The sequence below is a fragment of the Planktothrix pseudagardhii genome, from assembly GCF_904830925.1.
Taxonomy (GTDB): domain Bacteria; phylum Cyanobacteriota; class Cyanobacteriia; order Cyanobacteriales; family Microcoleaceae; genus Planktothrix; species Planktothrix tepida.
This window is the reverse complement of record NZ_LR882967.1, coordinates 6,403,404-6,427,421: the sequence shown is the minus strand read 5'-3', so window position 1 is coordinate 6,427,421 and position 24,018 is coordinate 6,403,404. Positions and strand designations below refer to the sequence as shown.

The 24,018-nt window shown below is 37.0% G+C and carries 14 protein-coding genes and 2 pseudogenes; 12 read left to right on the top strand and 4 right to left on the bottom strand.

The genetic code is table 11. From position 1 onward, the window contains the following. Positions 1-345 precede the first annotated feature (345 nt). Together NMK36_RS27805 and NMK36_RS27800 are read left to right on the top strand one after the other, a co-directional pair. Complete coding sequence (locus NMK36_RS27805) at positions 346-6,399, top strand: hybrid sensor histidine kinase/response regulator (protein ID WP_254175112.1); 6,054 nt, start codon at positions 346-348, stop codon at positions 6,397-6,399. A 41-nt stretch (positions 6,400-6,440) separates the two neighbouring features. Next, complete coding sequence (locus NMK36_RS27800) at positions 6,441-8,243, top strand: two-component system response regulator (RefSeq protein WP_072717553.1); 1,803 nt, start codon at positions 6,441-6,443, stop codon at positions 8,241-8,243. 109 nt (positions 8,244-8,352) lie between these two features. Here the strand turns inward: NMK36_RS27800 and NMK36_RS27795 are convergent, their stop codons facing one another. Beyond that, complete coding sequence (locus tag NMK36_RS27795; RefSeq protein ID WP_072717554.1) at positions 8,353-8,586, bottom strand: hypothetical protein; 234 nt, start codon at positions 8,584-8,586, stop codon at positions 8,353-8,355. A 620-nt stretch (positions 8,587-9,206) separates the two neighbouring features. On the opposite strand from NMK36_RS27795, the gene fraC reads away from it, so the two are divergent. The 7 genes from fraC to NMK36_RS27760 all read left to right on the top strand — a co-directional run bounded on the left by fraC (position 9,207) and on the right by NMK36_RS27760 (position 16,033). After that, the gene (gene fraC / locus NMK36_RS27790) at positions 9,207-9,713 is read left to right on the top strand and encodes a filament integrity protein FraC (RefSeq protein WP_072717555.1); all 507 of its coding nucleotides are present in this window, start codon (positions 9,207-9,209) and stop codon (positions 9,711-9,713) included. A gap of 63 nt (positions 9,714-9,776) precedes the next feature. Then, entirely contained in the window at positions 9,777-10,358 is a 582-nt protein-coding gene (locus NMK36_RS27785) for a DUF5357 family protein (RefSeq protein WP_072717556.1), read from the top strand. A gap of 55 nt (positions 10,359-10,413) precedes the next feature. Continuing rightward, a complete protein-coding gene (locus NMK36_RS27780) occupies positions 10,414-11,187 on the top strand; it encodes an ABC transporter permease (RefSeq protein WP_072717557.1) in 774 nt (257 codons plus the stop codon). A gap of 31 nt (positions 11,188-11,218) precedes the next feature. Beyond that, positions 11,219-12,052, top strand: a complete 834-nt coding sequence (gene larE / locus NMK36_RS27775) for an ATP-dependent sacrificial sulfur transferase LarE (RefSeq protein WP_072717558.1) — start codon at positions 11,219-11,221, stop codon at positions 12,050-12,052. 233 nt (positions 12,053-12,285) lie between these two features. Then, complete coding sequence (locus NMK36_RS27770; RefSeq protein ID WP_245824169.1) at positions 12,286-12,690, top strand: cysteine hydrolase family protein; 405 nt, start codon at positions 12,286-12,288, stop codon at positions 12,688-12,690. 89 nt (positions 12,691-12,779) lie between these two features. Continuing rightward, positions 12,780-14,327, top strand: a complete 1,548-nt coding sequence (locus NMK36_RS27765) for a methyl-accepting chemotaxis protein (RefSeq protein ID WP_083579873.1) — start codon at positions 12,780-12,782, stop codon at positions 14,325-14,327. A 38-nt stretch (positions 14,328-14,365) separates the two neighbouring features. Continuing rightward, a complete protein-coding gene (locus NMK36_RS27760; RefSeq protein ID WP_254175111.1) occupies positions 14,366-16,033 on the top strand; it encodes a CocE/NonD family hydrolase in 1,668 nt (555 codons plus the stop codon). A 117-nt stretch (positions 16,034-16,150) separates the two neighbouring features. On the opposite strand, the gene NMK36_RS29195 is transcribed toward NMK36_RS27760, so the two are convergent. From NMK36_RS29195 to NMK36_RS29185, 3 genes and pseudogenes are all read right to left on the bottom strand, one after another. Continuing rightward, entirely contained in the window at positions 16,151-17,971 is a 1,821-nt protein-coding gene (locus NMK36_RS29195; RefSeq protein WP_438822846.1) for a Calx-beta domain-containing protein, read from the bottom strand. Further along, positions 17,957-18,778 (bottom strand): annotated as a pseudogene (locus NMK36_RS29190) (choice-of-anchor L domain-containing protein); the annotation flags it as partial. The gene NMK36_RS29195 and the pseudogene NMK36_RS29190, both read right to left, overlap by 15 nt. Before the next feature lie 9 nt (positions 18,779-18,787). Beyond that, positions 18,788-19,351, bottom strand: a pseudogene (locus tag NMK36_RS29185) (DUF4347 domain-containing protein); the annotation flags it as partial. Between the two features lie 341 nt (positions 19,352-19,692). Between NMK36_RS29185 and NMK36_RS27750 the strand changes: the two are divergent. From NMK36_RS27750 to NMK36_RS27740, 3 genes are all read left to right on the top strand, one after another. Beyond that, entirely contained in the window at positions 19,693-21,417 is a 1,725-nt protein-coding gene (locus NMK36_RS27750; RefSeq protein WP_072717561.1) for a CTP synthase, read from the top strand. A 199-nt stretch (positions 21,418-21,616) separates the two neighbouring features. Continuing rightward, positions 21,617-22,036: a hypothetical protein gene (locus NMK36_RS27745; RefSeq protein ID WP_254175109.1), complete on the top strand. Its 420-nt coding sequence runs from the start codon at positions 21,617-21,619 to the stop codon at positions 22,034-22,036. Positions 22,037-22,218: 182 nt separating this feature from the next. Further along, the gene (locus tag NMK36_RS27740) at positions 22,219-23,997 is read left to right on the top strand and encodes a tetratricopeptide repeat protein (RefSeq protein WP_254175108.1); all 1,779 of its coding nucleotides are present in this window, start codon (positions 22,219-22,221) and stop codon (positions 23,995-23,997) included. Positions 23,998-24,018: the final 21 nt, after the last annotated feature.

Below are 24,018 nucleotides of genomic sequence, written 5' to 3'. Positions count from 1 at the left end.
TGACTCTATTAACCAGAAGGAATACCTGAGATGATAAGAGATGAATAAAATTAATCATTAATTCATCTTTCCAAGTAAACCTTGTTAAAGATAGCATTTTTAGGTAAGGTGTAAAAGTATTTACTCCTTTTTGGAGTCAGTTTCTTGTTGTTATTAAAAAAAATTACAACTTCAATAAAAATACTATTTAAAGAAAATCAGGGTCGATTATTTGCTCCTATCATTGATCAGATTTTTTGATTAGGGTTAAGACTCTTAGAAGTTAAAGCATCATTTGTTGAATCTTTGTTTCTGAACTTATACGGCTTGAGCAAAAATTGGGAATTTATATTATCATTGTAAACTATGTTAAACACATCTATTTCTTACCAAATTGTAGAAAAGATTTATGAAAGTAATAATTCCTTAATTTATCGAGGTTATCGTGTTGTTGATTATCAACCTGTAATTCTCAAAATGTTAAAGGATGCCTATCCCTCCCCTAAACGGGTGGCTTGGTTTAAACGAGAATATGAAGTTACTTATCAATTAAATTTACCAGGTGTTATTAAGGTTTATAGCTTTGAAACCATTAATAATAACCTAACGATTATCTTAGAAGATTTTGGTGGGGATTCTCTAACCTTATTAGGATTAGCAGGACAATTAGAGTTAGAAGATTTTTTAAGATTAGCGATTTCAATTACTGAAATTTTAGGACAAATTCATGCTCATCATATTATTCATAAAGATATTAATCCCAGTAATATTGTTTTCAATCGTCTCCTCGGAAAGGTTAAAATTATTGATTTTGGGATTTCAACAGTTCTTTCTCAAGAAAATATAACCTTTCAAAATCCAGAAATTTTAGAGGGAACACTCTTTTATATTTCCCCAGAACAAACTGGACGAATGAACCGTTTAATCGATTATCGAACGGATTATTATTCCCTAGGTATCACCTTTTATAAATTATTAACAGGACAGTTACCCTTTGAGGGAAACGATGCTTTAGAATTAGTCCATTGTCATATTGCGAAAGAACCCGCTTCTCCTCAGTCAATTAAACCCACAATTCCCACTGCATTATCGAATATTATTTTGAAGTTAATGCAAAAAAATGCAGAGGAACGTTATCAATCTGCCTGGGGATTAAAAGCTGATTTAGAAGAATGTTTATCTCAACTACAAACCCAAGGAAGAATTGCCATTTTTCCCCTGGGACAACAAGATTTTTCTCAGCGATTAAGCTTACCTCAAAAATTATATGGTCGAGAACGGGAAGTTGAAACTTTATTAACAACCTTTCAGGGAGTTATTGGTAAAAATCAAAACTTTTCTTTAGATTTAAAGGCAGAAATAATTCTGGTAACAGGTTATGTGGGAACCGGAAAATCAGCTTTAGTTCGAGAAATTTACAAACCGATTACAACTCAACGGGGATATTTTATTTCAGGAAAATTTGATCAATATCAATGTCATCTTCCTTACTTTGCTTTTTCCCAAGCTTTTAACGAATTTTGTCATCAGTTATTGAGTGAATCTGAACTGAGTTTATCTCAATGGCGAGAAACAATTTTAACGGCGGTGGGAAGAAATGGCAAGGTTTTAATTGATTTAATTCCGAATTTAGAATTAGTCATCGGTCAACAACCTCCTGTTGCCCAAGTTGGTTTTCAGGAAGCTGAACATAGATTGAAAATTCTATTTAGAAAATTTGTAGAAACTATTTGTAAGCCTCAACATCCGTTAGTCTTATTTTTAGATGATTTACAATGGTCTGACCGAGCTTCATTAAACTTTTTACAATTGCTCGTTTGTGAAGCCCATATTCAATATTTATTCATTATTGCAGCCTATCGAGAAAATGAAGTGGACGAAACTCATCCTTTCAATCTTACCTTAAGGAAAATTCAAGCTGAACGGGGAGAAATTGCGAAAATTCATCTCACAAATTTAAGTCAAGTTGATATTAATCTCTTGATTTCAGAAACTTTAAACTGTTCTTTAGATAAAATTCAAAGTTTGGGTAAATTAGTCTATGATAAAACCTATGGGAATGCTTTTTTTGTGCGAGAGTTCTTCAAAAAAATTTATCAAGAAAACTTATTAAAATTTGATCCGGTTCATCATCAATGGACGTTTGAGCTCGAAAGCATTCAAAAACAAACTAAAACTGATAATGTAGTTGAATTGATGGTCGATAAAATTTGCCATTTATCACCCTCAACCCAAACTTTATTAAAACTGGCATCTTGTATCGGTCATTCTTTTGATTTATGGACATTATCACGCCTTGCTCAACGTTCTCCCCATCAAACATTAGCAAGTTTATGGAATGCGCTACAGGAAGATTTAGTTTTTCCCGTTAATTTTCATTATAAATTATTTTTAAATGAAGTTATTAATTTACAAGATACGTTAGATGTAGAATCGGATTTAACATTAGATTTAGCCTGCAATTTACAAGATCAATTTGCTCAAGACGTTCAACTTCAGTTTCAACATGACCGCATTCAACAAGCTGCTTATTCTCTTCTCGATGAGTTTCAACGACAAGAAACCCATTTAAAAATCGGGCGATTATTACGGTTAACTATTCCGGCTGAACATTTAGAAGAGCATCTTTTTAATATTGTTAATCACAATAATCAAGGTGTAAATTTAATTTTGGATTCTGAAGAAAGAATTCAGCTTGCTGAATTGAACTGCAAAGCTGGCCAAAAAGCTCAAGCTTCTGCGGCTTATCCTCTCGCTATCAGCTATTTTAATATCGGGTTAAATTTTTTACCTGAAAATAGTTGGGAAACTTATTATGATTTAACGTTTAATATTTACCAATCTTTAGCTCAAGTTACCTATCTGAATACGGATTTTGAGATAGCACAACAATATTTAAACAAACTTTTAGACCAAGCCAAAACAAGTTTAGACACCGCGAAAATTCTCAAAATTCAGATTTTAATGAATATTGCTCAACATCACATGGATAAAGCCATTGAAACCGGATTACAAACCTTAAATTGTTTAGGAATTGAATGGTTAAATAGCCCTCCAGTGTTATACGCCATTGCCACTTTAGAACAATTGCCATTGATGACCGATGAAAAGCATAAAATGGCTTTGGAAATTTTAATTACTTTATTTGCTCCTTGTATTGTTTCCAAACCGCAATTATTGCCACAACTTGCCTTTACAATGGTGCATCTTTGCCAACAATCGGGTCATTCTGACCGGGCTGCTTTTGCTTATAGTTTTTATGGAATGTTATTGTGTGGGTTTTTATCGAATCTTGACTCCGGTTATCAATTGGGTCAATTTGCTTTACGGCTTTTAAAACAATTTGAAGTTTCCGATGTTAATTGTAAAGTTCATGATTTATTTAATGTTTTTATTCGTCATTGGAAAGAACCAGCCCGCAATACCCTAGAAGCTCTCGGACAAAATATTCAAAGGGCTTTAGAAACGGGCAATATTGAATATGCTTGTTATTCCTCTCTTAACTATTGTGCTAATCTTTTTTTAGTCGGAGAACCCTTAGAATCTGTTCAACAAAAACAAATCCCGTATATTCAGTTAATTCAAAGATTTAAACAAGATTTTCCCCTTGATTTTGTAAAAATTTGGGGACAACTGGTTCAAAATTTATTAAATTTAAGTCCAAATCCACTGGTATTAACCGGAAATTTATTCCAGGAAATAGAATTAATTGCCCTTCAGGAAAAAAATAACTTAACAGCCCTTTATTGTTTTCATTTAGGGAAAATGATTCTTTATTATTTATTTAAGCACTATTCAGCAGCCGTAGAAGCATCTCAACAAGCTAAACGTTATTTACCTGCGGTTACGGGTGCTTTACCCAGTGGACAGTTCCCCTTTTATGCCGCTTTAGCTTTATTAGGGCTTTATCCCACGGTGAATTCCCTAGAAAAAAATCAAATTTTATTAGAGGTGAAACAGTATCAACATCAATTAAAACAATGGGCTAATGATTCCCCTCTAAATTATCAGCATAAATATGATTTTATTTCAGCAGAGAAAGCTCGTGTTTTAGGAAAAAAATGGACAGCAATTCAAGACTATGAAAACGCTCTTAACGGAGCAAAATCTCAAGGTTTTTTACAGGAAGAAGGGTTGATTTATGAACGAGCTAGTGAATTTTATAGGCAGCAAGGCATGGAAGAAATTGCTCAATTATATTTAACAAAAGCCCATTATGCTTATGTTCGTTGGCAAGCCGTCGCTAAAGTTAAGGATTTAGAGATAACATATCCAAATTTAATTATACAACGCGATCGCGTTATTAATGAATCGAGTAGTAGCTTATCTCAAACCACAGGACAAACCAGTTCCTTAAATTTAGATTTAACCAGCATCTTGAAAGCATCCCAAGCGCTTTCTGAGGAAATTGTTTTAGAGAAATTATTAGATAAGTTAATGAAAATTGTTTTAGAAAATGCCGGAGCCGAACTAGGCTATCTAATTTTACCGGATAATTTCTTATCGGGTAAAAATTATGAACAAAGTTCTGAAATCAAATGGGTCATTGAAGCAACGGGCAGTTTAAAAAACAATCAAGTTAGTATTTTTCAATCTATTCCTATTGAATCTAGTTCTAATTCATTCAATACAGAAATTTTGCCTAAAACCTTAATTAATTATGTTATTCATAAACAAGAAAGCTTGGTTTTAGATAATGCAGTTGAAGCAGAAAATTTTAGGTATGATCCCTATATTATTCTTAATCAACCTAAATCAATTCTCATTACTCCCCTCCTTTACCAAGGGAAACTGAAAGGAATACTCTATTTAGAAAATAACTTAATTATGGGGGCGTTTACTTCCGAAAGATTGCAGCTTTTAAATGGGTTATCAGCCCAAATCGCTATTTCTTTAGAAAATGCCAGTTTATACAATCATTTAGAACACAAAGTTCAGGAACGAACCCAAGAATTAGAACAGGAAATTCGAGAACGAAAAAAAGCCGAGGAAGCCGCCCAATCAGCGAACCAAGCCAAAAGCTTATTTTTGGCAAATATGAGTCATGAACTGAGAACTCCTCTTAATAGTATTTTAGGATTTACTCAATTAATGAATCGGAGTCCCCATTTATCACCCACAGATCGAGAAAATTTAGGGATTGTGAGCCGAAGCGGTGAACATTTATTAAGCTTAATTAACAATATCTTAGATTTATCTAAAATAGAAGCGAATCGTCTAACAATCAATTTAAATAATATTGATCTTTATCGTTTATTAGGCGATTTAGAAGAAATGTTTCAACTCAAAGCTGATGATAAAAAGCTACAACTGATTTTTGAGCGTTCTGCGGATGTTCCTCAATATATTCAAACCGATGCACTCAAATTAAGGCAAGTCTTGATTAATTTACTCAATAATGCTTTAAAATTTACTCAAGAGGGGGGTGTTTCCGTTAGGGTTGGACGGGGACAAAAAGTAAACCCAGAAAATCAGTCTTGCTGTTTTCTCCGGTGGGAGGTTGAGGATACAGGCTGCGGGATTGCAAGGTCAGAATTACAACATTTATTCAAAGCCTTTGTACAAACTCAAAGCGGTCAACAATCTCAAGAAGGAACTGGTTTAGGATTATCCATTAGTCATCAGTTTATTCAATTAATGGGAGGAGAACTTACCGTTAGTAGTAAATTAGGACAAGGTACACGTTTTCAGTTTGAAATTCCAGTGAACATTGTCAATGCTAATGATATTCTAACATCCTCTCCTAGTCGCAAAATTATTGCCCTAGAACCGGATCAACATTGTTATCGAATTTTGGTTGTGGATGATAAATGGAGTAATCGTCAATTGTTAATTCAACTCCTAAGTCCTTTGGGATTTGAACTACGAGAAGCCATTCAAGGTCAAGAAGCGATTGAAATTTGGGAGACTTGGGAACCTCACTTAATTTGGATGGATATGCGAATGCCTGTGATGGATGGTTATGAAGCTACAAAACAGATTAAATTGACTACAAAAGGTCAGGCTACCATCATTATTGCCTTAACCGCCAGTACCTTAGAAGAGGAACGAGCCGTTGCTTTATCAGCAGGCTGTGATGATTTTGTGCGAAAACCCTTTCGAGATCAAATCATTTTAGAAAAGCTGGCTCAACATCTGGGAGTACGCTATGTGTATGAACAAGATGTAGTATCAGCCCCGGATTTTACAGAAACCCCCCTAATGGAACTGAAGCCAACAACTTTAGCTTCCCTATCGTTAGAATGGTTAACTCAACTTCATCAAGCTGCGAAAGCTGTCAATGCCAAGCAAATCTTGAAGTTAATTGACCAACTCCCCCCGAATCAAACCTTAATTATCAATGCTCTGCGAACTAAAATCAATCAATTTGCATTTGAAGAGATTGTAGAACTAACCGCAAAAGCATTAACTAATCACTGATAACTGATAACTGATAACTGATAACTGATAACTGATCACTGATGAATGACCCTCAACCCGATAACCCACTGGCTAATATTTTGATTGTGGATGATACCCCTGATAATTTATATCTGTTGTCAGCAATGTTAACAGAACAGGGGTATGATGTGCGCTGCGTAATTAATGGTTCCGCAGCTTTAATGGGGGCAATTGCTGACCCACCAGATTTAATTTTATTAGATATCCGTATGCCTCAAATGAGTGGGTATGATGTTTGTAAGCAATTAAAAGCCTCAGAACGTACCCGTGATATTCCGGTCATTTTTTTAAGCGCTTTAAACGAAGTTTTTGATAAAATCCAAGCTTTTGAAGTCGGTGGGGTAGACTATATTACAAAACCCTTTGAAATTCGAGAAGTGTTAGTTAGAATTAAAAATCAACTCAATTTACAAGCAGCAAAATCCCAAATTCAACAGTTAAATACAGAACTAGAACAACGGGTTAAAGAACGCACAAGGGAACTAGAACGAGCGAATTTACGATTGCTACACATGGCATCCCATGATGCCCTCACGGGTTTACCCAATCGAGTCTTTTTTATGGAACGGTTGATGGGTGTTTTAGCTTATACTCACACCCATCCTGATTCTCAATTTGCAGTGTTATTTCTTGATTGTGATGACTTCAAAATGGTGAATGATTCTTTAGGTCATTTAGCTGGAGATCAATTGTTAAAAGCTGTAGCAAGGCGATTATTGGCTTGTATCCATCCGAATTATACCTTAGCTCGATTTGAAGGCGATGAATTTACGGTTTTGTTAGAACAAATTCAATCTGTTGATGAAGCCACCTTCTTAGCCCAAGCTATTCAACACGCTTTAAGCCAGCCTTTTTTACTGTATCAACACGAAGTTTTTATTAATACCAGTATTGGCATTGTTTTAGGAACAGTAGATTATCAACAACCGGAACATTTACTCCGAGATGCAGATACAGCCATGTATCAAGCTAAAGCATTAGGAAAAGCCCGTTATGAAGTCTTTAATCGGGATATGCACACCCGCGCCTTAACTCGTTTACAGTTAGAAAATGACCTGAGACGAGCCATCGAACGTCAAGAATTTATGGTTTTTTATCAACCCATTATCTGCTTATCCACAGGTCTAATTAGTAGTTTAGAAGCTTTAGTTCGTTGGAAACATCCTCAACGGGGATTAGTTCGACCTGATCATTTTATTCCGATTGCAGAAACAACAGGTTTAATTATTCCTTTGGGATTATGGGTTTTAGAACAATCTTGTCTTCAATTAAAGTCTTGGCAAGAACAAGCCCTACAACGCCAAGAAGTTTTTGATATCAGCATCAGTGTTAATTTATCTGTCAAACAATTTTCTCAACCCGGTTTAATCGAATACATTGATCAAATTCTTGCTCGTGTCGATTTAGATAGTAAAATTTTAAAATTAGAAATTACTGAAAGTGCAATTATGGATAATCCAAAATTAGCATCGGAGCTATTTGAACAACTGAAATTGCGTAAAATTCAATTAAGTTTAGACGACTTTGGAACCGGATATTCTTCCTTAAGTTATTTACATCAATTTCCTTTAGATATTCTTAAAATAGATCGCTCTTTTATTAGCAATTTGGATTCCCTAGAAAAAAACTTAGAAGTTGTTCAAGCTATTCTAAATCTTGCCCATCATTTAGGCATGAGTGTTGTGGCTGAAGGCATTGAAACCCAGGAACAATTATCGTTACTTCGGCTTTTGGGTTGTGAATTGGGCCAAGGTTACTTATTCGCTCAACCCCTAGATGCAGAATCGATGGAAACCCTGCTTTTATCCCATCCCCAGTGGTAGTAAAACAGGGAAAGCGGGGTTGTAGGAGGAAGAGTGCGGAGTGCGAGTCAGGAGTGTATGATTTCCTCACCCTCTCTTCTTCTCCCCAAACCCTACACTTCTCTTCTTGCTACGGTAAACATTGCCAAGCTTGAGTGACGACTTCGCTTAACCACAGCCGTTGTTCCCAGTTGAGCAAACTATCATCCGCTAGAACCTCAGCTTTGAGATCCTCTAAAGATTGTTGACGAGAACGAGCAATTTTAACGACACCTGCGATCGCTGTTGCTACTAACTCATCAGTAACCGGTTGCTGTCGCAGAGCCATCATTTCTTGAGGACTTGTCGGAATTGGATAGTTCATGGTATGAGGGGGCGTTAAACATTAAACACAGGACATAGAGCACAGTTGAGGTCAGAAGTAGATTCTTCGGGTTTGGCAGTGGTAATTAAAACAAAAATAACAAATTTCTAAAAATTATAAACTTTTCGACAAAATTCTTAGCACAAATCTCAGATTAAGTTCTAGGGAACTGCGATTTACTGGGAACAGGGAACCGTAAGGAGTGAATGAGTTTGCTAGATTTAGAAGTGTCCTAGCCTTAATTGTAGGTCAAGCAGCCCTGGTTATTCGTCAGGAAACCTTAGATTGATATCCCCAGTTAAATTCTGTGCTACAACAGTTAGAAGGTAAAATTTCCGCGAAAGAAATGCGACAATTAGATTATAAGGTTGATGGAAAAAAACGATAAGATTAAGAGGTCATTTAATGTTTTTTAATCGCTAATCCTTGTGAATCTACGCTTGATTAATAATATTCCACCCTTAAATGTTGGCTACAAATAATTGCTAGGGTGGCTAATGCCTTTTTCCTATCCCTTATTCCCTATTTTCCCCTCTGTTCCCTGTTCCCTTACCATAAGGATTTGACCCTATTACTCATTACCCATTCCCTCCTTTATTTATTGAATTTGGCTCAACGATATGCCAATCTTAATCGCCCTGAGAGTTATTTTATTAAGAATTATTCGCCTTTTAGCCTCGATTATGATTGAAGCTTGGATTTTTAAGAAAAGCTTTAATTTATCCCCCAAAGTGAGTGTACAATATGCGATGGTTCTTAACCTATTAGCAAATGCCTGTGAGTGGGTTGTGTTTTTAAATGCAGAAACTCTGTTACCCCCAGAAGCTCGAAAAGAATTAATTTATTATTTGCTGATTGAAAAAATACAAGAAACTTCCCCTTCTATTTTTTTATTAACAACTTTTAATTTTACCTTAATCCTGTTTATTAAATGGATAGGATTTGAATCTTTAAAAGTTGCCTTGAGTGGAGATATATCTAAGATTACTAAAGCCTTTCAAGAAAATTCTGAAGGAAATATTAAAATGAGTGAAGAATATCGTGATTTTAGAATTATATTAATTGCTCATGCTTTAAGTTATTCTTTGTTTTTGGGATTAGCCTTTACATTATTAATTTTAGAATAATTAAATTAACACTATTTTCTGCTTTAAAACAAATTAAACACTCACCAAATAAGGTTGTTATATATGAATAAATTCCTGAAAGCTTTAAATGTTCTTAAACCGGATAAACCCTTAGAATGGAGAACTTTTCTCCTCATCAGTCTGACAATTTGGATTGCTTCTATTTTAGGGACAACTGATGAAGAGATTAGAAATCAATTAGCTGTTTTAAGTTGGTTAGCCCTCACAATAGCCATTGGGTTCAGAACCAGTCAACCTCCCTTTATAATTGGCGGAATTCCCTTAAGTCCTTGGGTCATGGCACTATCACTGTGTTTAATGATTTATCAAAAAACAGAAGCAACCCGACCTTATTTCGCCTTAAAATTATGGCCCTTAATCGCAGCTTGTTTGGTTTTTATTCTGGAATTTATTAGAGATAATTTTAAAATCCAGTCCCCTCCTCCTTTAGTTCGCTTTGGGTTTATTATTATTTTCCTGATTCACATTAATATTTATTGCTGGATCGAATTTTCCATTCGATTTCAGGACTGGTTAGAAAATGTTCCCGAAATTATTCCGAGGCAGGAGATTTTTAAACCGGATTCTGCTAAAATAAATCAGGAGTTTCGATCCTCTTCTTTTCGGAGAATTGATCAAGGATAAAAATATCCCTACTCCTCCATAAACTGCTTTCTATATCCTATTGGGGAAATCACAAATGAATTTAAAACGCATTCTAACCATTTCTAGTAACGTTTTTTTAGAAGTTGTGCGCGATCGCATTCTTTATATTATTGGTGTTTTTGCTTTACTGTTAATGGCTTCTGTTCGTTTACTTCCTGAAGTATCCGCCGGGTTAGAAAATAAAATTATTCTCGATTTTGGCATTGCCATGATTAGTTTTCTCAGCTTACTGATTACGGTTTTTGTCAGTGCAAACCTCATCAATAAAGAAATTGAAAAACGAACCGTTTATCTCTTAGTTTCTAAACCCGTTAGTCGGGCAGAATTGATCATCGGGAAACATTTAGGGATCTCAGCATTTATTGCTATTTTAGTTCTGGCGATGACCCTGCTATATTTTGGAATTCTCAGCTTTAATAAAATTTCCTATCCCTTTACCAGTTTGACCATTACTGTTGTCTTTCTGTGGCTTAAATTATCTTTAATTGCAGCCGTCGGGATTTTATTAGGAGTATTTACCAGTTCCCTATTGGCGAGTTTATTAACCTTTGGGGTTTATATCATGGGAAGTTTAAGCCGCGATTTATTGGCATTAGGGAAATTAAGTCAAAACCCAGCTTTAGAACAAATTATGAGCGGACTTTATATCATTTTACCTGATTTAGCCCGACTCGATTTAAAAAATGAGGCTGTTTATGGTTACTTACCCGCCTCCTCAGTATTAATTAGCAATACCGTTTATGCTATTCTTTATATGACGCTTTTGTTATCTCTGTCCATTGTTATTTTCTGGCGAAGAGAATTTTAATTGTGTTGAAAACCCCAATAAAATATACACCATGACAGTAACAGAAAAATTACAACAAATTCAAGCTTTATTTCAAGAGATGGAACAAGCATTAATTGCCTATTCAGGAGGGGTAGATAGTACCTTAGTGGCTAAAATTGCTTATGATGTCTTAGGCGATCGCGCCTTAGCTGTCACCGCCGTTTCTCCCTCCTTATTACCGGAAGATTTAGAAGAAGCTCGCCTTCAAGCTGCCGAAATTGGGATTCAACATCAGGAAATTGAAACCCAAGAAATGCAGAATCCAAATTACACCTCAAACCCAATTAATCGTTGCTATTTTTGTAAAAGTGAACTGCACGATACCTTAAAACCTTTAGCTCAAAAATGGGGATATTCCTATATTGTCGATGGGGTAAATGCTGATGATTTAAAAGATTATCGTCCGGGAATTCAAGCCGCCAAAGAACGGGGGGTGAGATCGCCCTTAGCGGAAGTCGGTTTAACGAAACTGGAAGTTCGAGAAATTTCTAAATTCTTAGGGCTAATCACCTGGGATAAACCCGCCCAACCCTGCTTAAGTTCCCGCTTTCCCTATACAGAAGAAATTACTATTGCTAAATTACAACGGGTGGGAAAAGCCGAAATTTATTTAAGGAAATTAGGCTGGAAAAATTTGCGCGTTCGTTCAGAAGTTGATACCGCCCGCATCGAATTACCCCCCGAACAAATCCAAGAATTTGTATTGAAAACCAACCTACCCCAACTTGTTCAAGCGTTTCAAAGCTTTGGGTTTGTTTATGTTACTTTAGATTTAGAGGGGTATCGAAGCGGAAAACTCAATCAAGTTCTACCTTCAGAATTATTAGTTCCGTCCTCAACCTAAAACATTGCTATTATTTACCCTCAAAAAAAATATCCCCACCATTAATGGTAGGGGGCGAGGACAGTCAAACGCTATTAAATTTTATTGTGCCAGCACTTTAGCAAACTGAGGCTTGGGATTGTGACGATTTTGAGAGTGTCCATCCCCCTATTCAGGTAGAACTATCTGCGATCGCTTAAAATCAAGTTAAACTTTAACTAAACCGAACCCTGAATTTCTCCTCATTACGTTTCTTGGGAGTCACCCCAAAGGGTTGGAATGTCAATGCAACTGAAGCCAAGATTACCCGCCCCCCCCTAAAACCCCGACCCATTCCCCTCACCACCGAAACGAAAACCCTACGTTTGGACTTAGCCAAAACCGCTCTAATTATTATTGATATGCAGAATGATTTCTGTTATTCCGATGGTTGGTTGGGTTATATTGGCGTGGATATCACCCCGGCTAGACAACCTATTGTCCCTTTAAATACCTTAATTCCGGTGTTACGTTCGGTACAGGTTCCTATCATTGGGTTGAACTGGGAAAACCGTCCTAACTTACTCAATATTAGTACAGGTTTGCATCACGTTTACAACTCTACTGGAGAAGAGACCGGAACCCATATTATTAAAAATACAGGTTCTACTTGCTTATAAGCTTTATGTATTATGGTAAAGTAAATTATATTTAAGGGTTTATTATGGAATAATTCCTATAAATTGGTTAGGTTTGGGAGATTGAGGACATGATAGATACGATTGATAAAAACTCCAGTACCCAAAAATATAGATTGAATCAATTTAAGCTCAGAGGTCAAATGCTGTTGGGTTATGCTGTTCCCGTATTTGTGTTTGCGGGTTCTACCTATGTTGTTTATACAAATGCGAATAAAGTATTTGAGGCATTTAACCAGGTTGAAAACGTCCAAAAAACGATTATTGAAGTGGATAGAATGGCATTAGCGGGCAGCAATATGGTTGCTAATAATCGAGCTTTTCTTATCGTTGAAAACGAACAATTTTTACAACTCTATCAAAAAAATTGGCAGACGTTTCAACAAGCGAGCGAAAATTTGAATCAAATGATTAACCTTGCTGATCAAAAGCAACGATTTGATCAAATGCAAGAAATTGGGAGACAGTTTAATCAATATCAACAACAGATGGAAGCTTTAATTAAACAGGGGAAAAGAAAAGAAGCTATTATTGTTTTTAATACAGGTATAGGTCAAAAGTTACTTTCAAATTTTTTGAAGCTTAATTATGAATTTAATGATGCCGAAACTAAAAGACTAGCTCAAGAAAATAATCAAGCTAGAAATATCCTTCAAAATGCAGTTAATTTATTAATTATAGGTTCAATATTTTCTGCTTTTACTGCTTTAATTATTGCTTGGTTAATTTCTTCTTTAGTCAGTCGTAAAATAGGGCAAGCGATTAACGCGATTGATAAATCATCCTTAGAAATTAATATTGCTGTTGAACAACAGGAAAAAATTACCAGGAGTCAAGCCGTTTCTGTTAATCAGACCACCCGGACAATGGATGAATTAGGATTATCAGCTAAACAAGCAAGTGACCAAGCAGAAACTTCAACTCTAGGGGCTAAACAAGTTTTAAACTTAGCAGAAAATGGCAATGAATTAGTCGAACAGACTTTAGCTGAAATGAGCCAAACGAAGGATAAAGTCAGAGCCATTGCTGAACAAATATTACGTCTGAGTGAACAAACGAATCAAATCGGAAGTATTTCTCAAGTCGTCGGGGATTTAGCCAATCAAACCAATATGTTAGCCCTCAATGCTGCGGTAGAAGCTGTTCGAGCCGGAGAATATGGAAAAGGGTTTTCTGTCGTCGCCTCTGAAATTCGTAAGTTAGCAGATGAAAGTCAAAAATCTGCTCACCAAATCAATGCTTTAGTAGCTGAAATTAAACAAACTAATAGTTTAACCAGTCGGGTGACAGATGCGGGAATTAAAAGTGTAGAAATGACCGTTGATTTAGCTCAAAAAACGGCTAATTCTTTTAGTAATATGTCAGGAGAAATCAATACTATTGTTCAGGGTTCTCAGCAAATTTCACTCAACGCAAAACAACAAGCTATGGCTATTCAACAAGTTGTAGAAGCCATGAATAACCTTAATAATAATGCCCAGAGTAGCAGTAATGGCATGACTCAAATTAAGTTAGGCATTCAAAAGCTCAATGATGCAGCATTTGATTTAAAAGATATTGTCCAGGAAACATCAGAAGCCGCTAAAAAGGAACGAAAAATGAGAAGCTATATCAATTAAATTTTCTAATTTTTGGTTCTCTATTCTCTATTTTACCTATGAATATACTTCAAGAAACAGCCTCTCTCATCACCCGTGATAACATTCGACTCGATGCAGATATTTACCGACCCCAAACCGAAGAAAAATTACCCGTTTTATTAATGCGACAACCCTACGGAAAAGCGATCGCATCGACCGTTGTTTATGCCCATCCTAAATGGTATGCTCAACAAGGGTATATTGTGGTGATTCAAGATGTTAGAGGGCGGGGAACTTCAGAAGGAGAATTTAAACTTTTTACCCATGAAATAGAAGATGGATTTGATACCGTTAATTGGGTTGCTCATCTTCCCTATAGTAATGGTCAGGTGGGAATGTATGGCTTTTCCTATCAAGGAATGACCCAAATTTATGCCGCTTCAACTCGTCCCCAAGCTTTAAAAACCGTATGTCCGGCGATGATGAGTCATGATTTATATGCAGATTGGGCCTATGAAGGGGGTGCTTTTTGTTTATATGCTAACTTAGGATGGGCGATACAAATTTCAGCCGAAACAGCCCGATTAAAAGGGAACGAAACCGCTTATAATATACTTTATCAAGCGTCTCGAAATTTACTATTTTTTGATGCCATTCCTAGCAGTCCAGAGGTGTTAAAAATTCATGATCCAGATTCATTTTATCACGATTGGTTAGCTCATGATCAACCCGATGAATATTGGCAAAACCTATCTCCAAAATTAGAGAATTTAGATTTACCCATGCTGCATATTGGGGGTTGGTTTGATACCTATTTAAGAGGAACCATTCATTTCTATCAAGCAATGGTAAATCGCAGTCAACACCCCCAACACTTAATTATCGGCCCTTGGGCTCATCTTCCCTGGGGGCGAAAAGTCGGGGGACTCAATTATGGCTTAACAGCATCAACCTTTATTGATACGCTACAAATTCAATGGTTTGATACCTTTTTAAAAGGCAAAGAAAATCCTATTTTTAATCAAAATCGGGTTTGTTTATTTGAAATGGGGAGTCAAGACTGGCGAGAATTCAAACATTTGCCGTCCTCTTCTTCCCTGGTATATTATTTATCAACAAATGGACTCGCTAATTTACGAGAAGATGCTGGAATATTAACTCCTAATTGTCCTAAAAACCCTCAAGAAGATGTCTTTGTTCATGACCCTTGGCGTCCGGTTCCAGCACTCGGAGGTCATGTTATGTATCCAACGGGTTCCTTTGACCGTTCTAATTTAGATTGTCGCAGCGATATTGTGACTTATACCTCTGAACCGTTGAGCCAAGATTTACATTTAACGGGAGATTTAACAGCAGAAATTTATTGTAGTGCAGATAAACCCAGTTTTGATTTATGTGCAGTTTTATCGGAAGTTAAACTGGATGGCAGCGTTTATAATTTTAGTCAAGGTTATCAACGAATTAACCTCGATAACTCTACCGAAAATTCTGTATTAAACCGAGAACAAAATATTAATTTATATCAAATAAAACTGCAACCTACTTGTATTAAAATTCCTCAAGGTCATTGTTTACGTTTAAGTGTCAGTGCGGCTTGTTTTCCAGCTTATCCAGTTAACCCAGGAACAGGTAAACCCGTTAATCAAACTCGTTTAACTCGTTTAATCGATTATCAAATCATCACATTAACAATTTACTCTGGAGATAGTTTCCCTTCAAATATTAGAGTATCAACTTCTGCCTAGGGGAAGGAACGAAATCAAAGCCCCTCGTCAAGTAGGAGAGGGGTTTGGGGAGAGGTCACTTTTGCAGAAGATGCTGTAAGCAGTGGTTCATACAGTGTTAAAGGGACTCTCTACAGTTTAAGAACTTAATACAAAATCACTTTGATTAATATTAGAAATTCCGGTTAATATGGCTAGCGTTTTACCTTGATTTTGAATCTGTAAAGCTCCATTATTAATCGTGAAATTCAATTGTTCAAAGGTTAATCCAGCCGTGAGAACTAAAACATCTTGACCTTGTGTAAAATCAGTAATCAGTTGTTGACCCTGAACCTCAATTAAAAACAGATCTTTTCCTTGACCTCCCGTTAAGGTATTATTGCCATTTCCTCCCCATAAAATATCATCTCCATTCTCGCCAAAAATCCGATCATTTCCTTCCCCACCGATTAATGTATCTCCATCCAAACCACCATGCAGGGTATCATTTCCCCCCTCTCCATGAATAATATCCTGTCCTTCATTTCCACTCAGAAGATCATCCCCATTTCCGCCACACAATTCATCATTATCTTCGCCATTAGTAACGGTGGTTTTCGTTGTAGTCCCCCCATAAAGGGTGTCGTTTCCCTCTCCCCCACACAGCGTATCTTTCCCTAAATCTCCATAAAGCTCATCTGCATCCTCATCCCCAAAAACTTGATCATCTCCTTTCCCAGCATTGAGTTTATCGCTTCCCAAACCGCCACTGAGGGTGTCATTATTTCCATTTCCAAACATGATATCAACTCCCTCTCCTCCGAATAGTAAATCTTGTCCGGGGGGGTTCTCAAATTTAGGTTCGTTAGTATCACCAATGACGGTATCATCTCCTAAGTCTCCCAACAGGGTATCATTTCCTAAATCTCCATAAATTAGATCGTTATTTTTCCCCGCAAAAATAGCATCGTCATCTTTACCGCCATAGAGTTTATCTGCACCTTCACTGGCGTTAACATAGTCTAATCCTTGATTTCCAAATAGTACATCTGTTTCATTCGGTTTCCCGGTGCTACTCTTAATTCCTTGACCACCATAAACATTATCATCCCCATTTTTTCCATAGACTTCATCACTTCCGACCCCCCCAAATAAAACATTTTTTTTGTCATCTCCTTGTAATTGATCATTGTTATCACTGCCATTAATAGTATCTTCCCCAGCATTGGGAATAATATTATTAATCGTTGGAGGAGTTAAGCTATCACAACCACAGTCAGGATTGAGATTTAAGTTAATATTAGGAATGGGTTCGGGTGTTGGTGTTGGTTGTGGTGTTGGTTGTGGTGTTGGTTGTGGGCTGGGTTCTGGGGTCGGTTCTGGTGTTGGGGAGGGAGAGGAATTCGGATTATTAATGAGTTGGGAAACAACCTGCTGAACCCCGAAGGATGTTGCATTATTGAGACTGGATAAATCTATAATAATGCTTTCATTTTCTTCGAGTAAATCATCATTAATGGTGGTTAAGGTTATGCTTCCACTGGTTGACCCCGCCGGAATTACAATCACATCCGATGAGGCGGTATAATCAACATCTTTTTTGGCAGTTCCCAGAAATCCTAAATGAATACTAACATCCTGATTTGTAACTGAAGATAAGACTGCTGATACCGTTAAAGTTTCGTTTTCTGTCAAAGACTGTGGACTAATACCGAGATTAACAAAAGGTAAAATAGTATTAGGTTGAACAATATCTAAAACCGCCGTAGATTGAGAACCTAATGCTATACCATTACTAGGATTTGCTAAGGCTAAATTAACGGTTTCTGTGAGTTCAATACTATCATCTAAATTAATGGGAATTTTGATATTAGCGGTGGTTTGATTGGCAGCAAAATTAACAGAAATTGGAGTATTATTATAGTCAATTCCTGTCGTTAGGGTTGTCCCTCCGGTGGCAGTTCCATCACTTAAAATCACATCAACGCTGGCGGGTTGGGTTGCATCTCCACTGCGGTTAATCGTAATTTCTGAACCGATTAAACTGCCATCTTCATTAATTTGATAGGTGGGTTGAGAGAAACTAACAGATGATGTTGTATCAGTGGGTAAAACGGTTCCTAATGCACCACTTTTGAGAAAAACAGCCGAATCTAATGAGCCATCAGAGACATCTTGAATCTGAATTTTTAAGGTATTTTTGCTATTGGGAATAACATCCCCGGAAAAGGTTAAAACCTTTGTATAACCATCTAATTTAGTTAGGGTATTAGGGCTACTAGGATTATTGATATAATCAGGATGAAAACTGCTAGAATCCTCTCCATTGGGAACTAAATTATTAATCGTAACTGTTTGACCATCACTCAGTTTCGCGAGATTATTTCCGTTTAATAACAGTTCAAAGGAATCATTAAAAATGTCTCCTCCATATTCTACAAATTCTTCAGAACCAAAGACATATTGAAAGAATAATTGTTTGGCTGTGTCATTCGCATCAAAGGTAATAGTTAAGGTGACTGCATCTCCCGCTACACCCAAGTCTCCCAAATCGGTACTTAAATCGCTGCCCAAACTAGAGGTGGTATTAACACCCGGAATTTCTACCGTATTTCCGGTACTTAAAATAATTCCCGACGTTAAACCAAAAGGATCATCTTGAAACAAACCAATGGCATTGGGATCTCCTGTAATTTCTAAGAAAAAATTACTTAATCCGCTTGTATTTCCCAGGAGAGTATTGAGTAAATCCTGGGAATTATTATTGGTAGTAACTGAAAATGCTAATTGGTGATCATAGGTGCTTAAAATTTGAGGTTTAAAGGCAAGTTCAGCCTTAATGATTCCAGTTTTAACGGTAAAATCCCAATAGCCTTGACCCAGTTTTTCCGTTGTCGCAGCAATGTGAGTTTGGGTAATTTGACTGAAAGCTTTAACAAAGGCTTTTCCTTGCCAACCTTCGGCTACTTCACAAGCGTAAATGAGTAAGTTGGCTTGGGGATTTAAGGCCTTTGACCACTGTTGCAACGATTGAATATAATTCGATAAATTCGATAAATTTAAACTACTATTTCCGAGATAAAGTTCTCCCGGACTGCCATGACAAACTAAATGAATGGCTTCTAAATTTTTAAACTGGCTCAAATGTTCAGTAATTTGAAGAATGCCATCCATTTCATCCTTCAACAACACTGGGTAAATTCCCGGTTTTATTCCTAATAGTAAATGTTGATAATCCGTAACGCCCGAATCAATGAATAAAATTTCAGTAACGACTTCAGAACTTGGGGAAAAGTCCGAGGAATTACGGGTAGTGATGAAATCTAACCCAAAATGAAGCAAGGAAGTAAAAACAGTCATGGTAGATCGGATTATATGATGAAAGCGATTCAAGGGGTGAATCAAATCTGGCTTAATCCTATTAAGTTCCCTGGGGTTAGTAATGCGGTAGAATAACTTAGTATAGCGTTTTTTTCCCCAATGTAAACGCTTTCTTAACGCTTTCATCAAGGGTGTTCATCTCGTTCAACGATTCATGCCTCTGTCTTTTCTTCAATTTTCTTTAAAAATCTATACAATAATTGAGTTGGAGTTGATATTAACTAAAGGGATGGGAACCTACGGAATTGTGAGTTAATCTCAATTTCTGGAAGCGCTTATGGCACAATTGATAGAGTATTAGAGACGCTCAGGTAATTTTTATGACTAAGTTTGTTTTTATAACGGGTGGAGTGGTATCCAGTATTGGCAAAGGAATTGTTGCTGCGAGTTTAGGACGCCTCCTCAAGTCCCGGAACTATTCCGTCTCTATTCTTAAGCTTGATCCTTATATTAATGTTGACCCTGGAACCATGAGTCCCTTCCAGCATGGTGAAGTTTTCGTCACTGAGGATGGGGCGGAAACCGATTTAGACCTGGGACACTATGAACGCTTCACCGATACCTCTATGTCCCGTCTCAATAGTGTCACGGCTGGCGGAATTTATCAAGCTGTGATTAATAAAGAACGTCGAGGAGACTATCAAGGAGGAACTGTTCAAGTCATTCCTCATATTACTAATGAATGTAAAGAACGCATTCATCGAGTGGCAAAAAATACGAATCCAGATGTTGTGATTACCGAGGTGGGAGGAACCGTTGGTGATATTGAATCCTTACCTTTTTTAGAAGCGATTCGTCAATTTCGTAAAGATGTAGGACGCAAAAATGTTATTTATTTACACGTTACCTTAATTCCTTGGATTGGTGCTTCCGGGGAAATGAAAACAAAACCCACCCAACATTCGGTTAAAGAATTACGATCCATTGGCATTCAACCGGATATTTTAGTGTGTCGTTGCGATCGCCAAATTCCCCTGGGAATTAAAGAAAAAATTGCCGGATTTTGTGATGTAGAAGCTGATTGTGTGATTACCTCCCGTGATGCCAATAGTATCTATGAAGTGCCTTTACTTTTAGAACAAGAAGGACTTGCAGAACAAAGCTTAAAGCTGTTACAATTAGAGCAACGAGAACCCAATTTAACCGCATGGCAAACTTTAGTTGATCGGCTTTATCATCGAGATCTCAATACAAAATGTCCACTCCCCCATCCCAACATTAAAATTGCCATTGTGGGGAAATATATCCAGTTAACGGATGCCTATTTATCCGTTGTTGAAGCCCTACGTCATGCAGCCGTTCAAGTGGGTGCAGAATTAAGTTTAGAATGGATTAACTCAGAAGATATTGAAGGCAATAGCCCTGAAACTTACCTCAAAAATGTGCAAGGGATTGTCGTTCCTGGAGGATTTGGGCAACGCGGAACCGATGGTAAAATTGCAGCCATTGAATATGCACGGGAACAAAAAATCCCCTTCTTGGGATTATGTTTAGGAATGCAATGTTCAGTGATAGAATGGGCGCGTCATCAAGCTAGACTTGAACGAGCCCATAGCTCTGAATTTGACCCGGAAACCCCTAATCCTGTCATTCATTTATTACCCGAACAGCAAGACGTTGTAGACTTAGGGGGAACCATGCGTTTAGGGTTATATCCCTGCCGTTTACAACCGGATACTTTAGCGTTTAAACTGTATCAGAAGGAAGTTGTTTATGAGCGCCATCGTCATCGTTATGAATTTAATAATGCCTACCGAACATTATTCTTAGAATCTGGCTATACGATTAGTGGGACTTCCCCCGATGGTCGTTTAGTAGAAATTATTGAATTTCCCAATCATCCTTTCTTTGTTGCGACCCAATTTCACCCCGAATTTCAGTCTCGACCTAATAGCCCTCACCCCCTATTTCAAGGATTTGTGGAAGCAACAACCCACTTATTAAAAAAAACCCAAACCTTAACAACTCAACCTAGCAACGGGCAATTAAACCCAACCGAATTACAGTCTCCTTCCGTGCTTAATTCTCCGGCGGAAGTATCCTAAAATTATCAATGTAGTTGTGAAAAAAGACTAGGGGCATCCATTTCTAATCTGAAGGAAAATTTTGCACTCACCCGATCATCCTGATTTTATAACCGGGGAAAAGGGGTGAGTGATGATTTTCCTAGAAGTCTGTTATCGAATTTATTGAGTAGGAAACGAGTTGAGTCCCGGCAAGGATTCACAAGTCTGAGGAGGTCTTGTGGCTTACTGGATCAAAATGAATTATGAGCGAGAAACATATCTAATTGATCTGGATAGTATTAGTGCGTTTGCATCTGGATTTAACAAACGAATTACATTTTGGTTGCCAGATAATGGCAAACCTATTATTATTAACAATAACAATAATCCTAAAACCTATGAAGATATTTTAGCTTATATTCAAAGGATTACTATTCATCCCATCGGTAACTATTGGGTTAAAATTGTTTATGATCGGCATGAATATATTATTGATTTGAATCGTCTGAGTACCTTTGTATTTGATTCCAGTCAACGCATTATGTTTTGGCTTCCTGATGGCAAAGAATCTATTATTATTAATCCTCAAACTAATTCCGAAGCTTATTCTAAAGTCCTAGATTTTATTCATCAAAAAACGGGATATTCTGTGCCGTAGAGGAGGGAGAAGGGGAGAAGGGGAGAAGGGGAGAAGGGGAGAAGGGAATGAGTTTCATGATTTAGGCTGTCCTAACTGTAATGGGTAGTGCTATATTTTCTATTCCCTATTTCATGTTCCCTGCTATAAAATAAACCCAGGCGGAACTTAACGTTAAATATCGTCAATCATTATCTAGGAATATGCAGGGAACCACACTGGGCGGACGGTATCGGATTGTGCAATCATTAGGGGGTGGAGGATTTGCCCATACCTATATTGCTGAAGATCTGCAACTACCAGATGGTCATCAATGTGTGGTCAAACAACTCAAACCCCAAGTAACGAACCCAGCAACTCTACAAATTGCCCGACGTTTATTTGAAACCGAAGCTCAAGTTTTATATCGTTTAGGACATCACGAACAGATTCCCCGATTATTTGCTTTTTTTGAAGAAGATCAAGAATTTTATCTCGTTCAAGAATTTATTGAAGGGCATGATTTAAGTCAAGAATTAACCCCAAATTTTCCACTGATTCAAACTCAACCGCCTCACGCTCCTTCAATTCATTCTAGTACAACTCAAGTTTTACCCAATCTTCCCAAAGGACGATTCAACGAAGCCGAAACTATTATTCTATTGCAAGATATTTTAACAATATTAGATTTTGTTCATCAACAAAATGTTATTCATAGAGATATTAGTCCTAAAAATATCATCCGCCGTAAAATTGATAATCAATTAGTATTAATTGATTTTGGAGCCGTTAAACAAATTACAACCCAAATGTTAAACTCTCCTGATCAAAGTTTGGTGAGTGTTGGCATTGGTACCCCCGGTTATATGCCGAGTGAACAAGCGAGGGGAAATCCTAAACCCAGTAGTGATATTTATGCAGTAGGAATGATTGGCATTCAAGCCTTAACTGGAATTGCCCCCCATCAATTACCAACTCATCCTGATACAGAAGAAATTATTTGGCAAAATCAAGTCACCGTCACCCCAGAATTTGCTGAAGTTTTAAATAAAATGGTGCGCTATGATTTTCGAGAACGATATACTTCCGCAACAGAAGCTTTAAATGCGATTAAAAGCTTAAATCAAGCTCCAGTGGCTACAATTCCTGCCTTTCAATTTTGGCTTAAACCTTTAAAAATTCAACCTTCAAAGCCTAAATTTTATGCTATAATTTTAGCAATCTTAGGGGTAATGGGATTCGCAACTGTAACAGGGATTTATTTATGGTATTCTCTCAAATCTTATAATGCAACAGATCTCTACAATCAAGGGAACACTTTATATCAATTAAATCGGTATCCAGAAGCCTTAAAACGGTATGATCAAGCCCTGAATTTAAAACCCGATTATCGAGAAGCTTGGAAAGAAAAAGGTAAAATCCTATATCAATTAGAACAATATCCCCAAGCCCAAGAAGCTTATGATAAGGCGATTCAAGTTGACCCCAATTATCCAGAAGCTTGGATTGGTCGGGGAAAAGTTCTCAATGCGTTACAAAACTATTCTGATGCTTTAACCAGTTTTGAACAAGCCCTTAAACAAAATCCAGACGCGATAGAAGCTTGGCTCGGAAAAGGAGACGTTTTACTGAATTTTAAACGGTATGAAGAAGCCATTCAATCTTATCAAGAAGTGATAGATCGAGTTCCTTCTTCCTTTGAAGCCTTCTATAAAACGGGAAGGGCTTATCATTATTTAGAAGATTATGAACAAGCGGTTAAGGCTTATAATCAAGCTGTTAAAATTAAACTTAATGATCCGAATGCCTGGTATCATTTGGGCAATGTTTTAATGCAATTGAAACGTTATGGCGACGCGACGGAATCCTATGATAAAGCCATTCGTTTTAATCCTAATTTTTATCAAGCTTGGTATAGTCGAGGGAATGGCTTAGGAAAGGAAGGGAAAGAAAAAGAAGCCGTTGAATCCTTTCGACAGGCGGTTAAGCTGTTAAGCATCTAAATAGGGTATAATGAAAAACCA

Bases quoted from the DNA above. Each gene is read 5' to 3' on its own strand.
- larE (WP_072717558.1), top strand. From the start codon at position 11,219: ATGACAGTAACAGAAAAATTACAACAAATTCAAGCTTTATTTCAAGAG.
- NMK36_RS27795 (WP_072717554.1), bottom strand. From the start codon at position 8,586: ATGAACTATCCAATTCCGACAAGTCCTCAAGAAATGATGGCTCTGCGA.
- NMK36_RS27750 (WP_072717561.1), top strand. From the start codon at position 19,693: ATGACTAAGTTTGTTTTTATAACGGGTGGAGTGGTATCCAGTATTGGC.
- fraC (WP_072717555.1), top strand. From the start codon at position 9,207: ATGCCAATCTTAATCGCCCTGAGAGTTATTTTATTAAGAATTATTCGC.
- NMK36_RS27780 (WP_072717557.1), top strand. From the start codon at position 10,414: ATGAATTTAAAACGCATTCTAACCATTTCTAGTAACGTTTTTTTAGAA.
- NMK36_RS27765 (WP_083579873.1), top strand. From the start codon at position 12,780: ATGATAGATACGATTGATAAAAACTCCAGTACCCAAAAATATAGATTG.
- NMK36_RS27800 (WP_072717553.1), top strand. From the start codon at position 6,441: ATGAATGACCCTCAACCCGATAACCCACTGGCTAATATTTTGATTGTG.
- NMK36_RS27740 (WP_254175108.1), top strand. From the start codon at position 22,219: ATGCAGGGAACCACACTGGGCGGACGGTATCGGATTGTGCAATCATTA.
- NMK36_RS27805 (WP_254175112.1), top strand. From the start codon at position 346: ATGTTAAACACATCTATTTCTTACCAAATTGTAGAAAAGATTTATGAA.
- NMK36_RS27760 (WP_254175111.1), top strand. From the start codon at position 14,366: ATGAATATACTTCAAGAAACAGCCTCTCTCATCACCCGTGATAACATT.
- NMK36_RS27785 (WP_072717556.1), top strand. From the start codon at position 9,777: ATGAATAAATTCCTGAAAGCTTTAAATGTTCTTAAACCGGATAAACCC.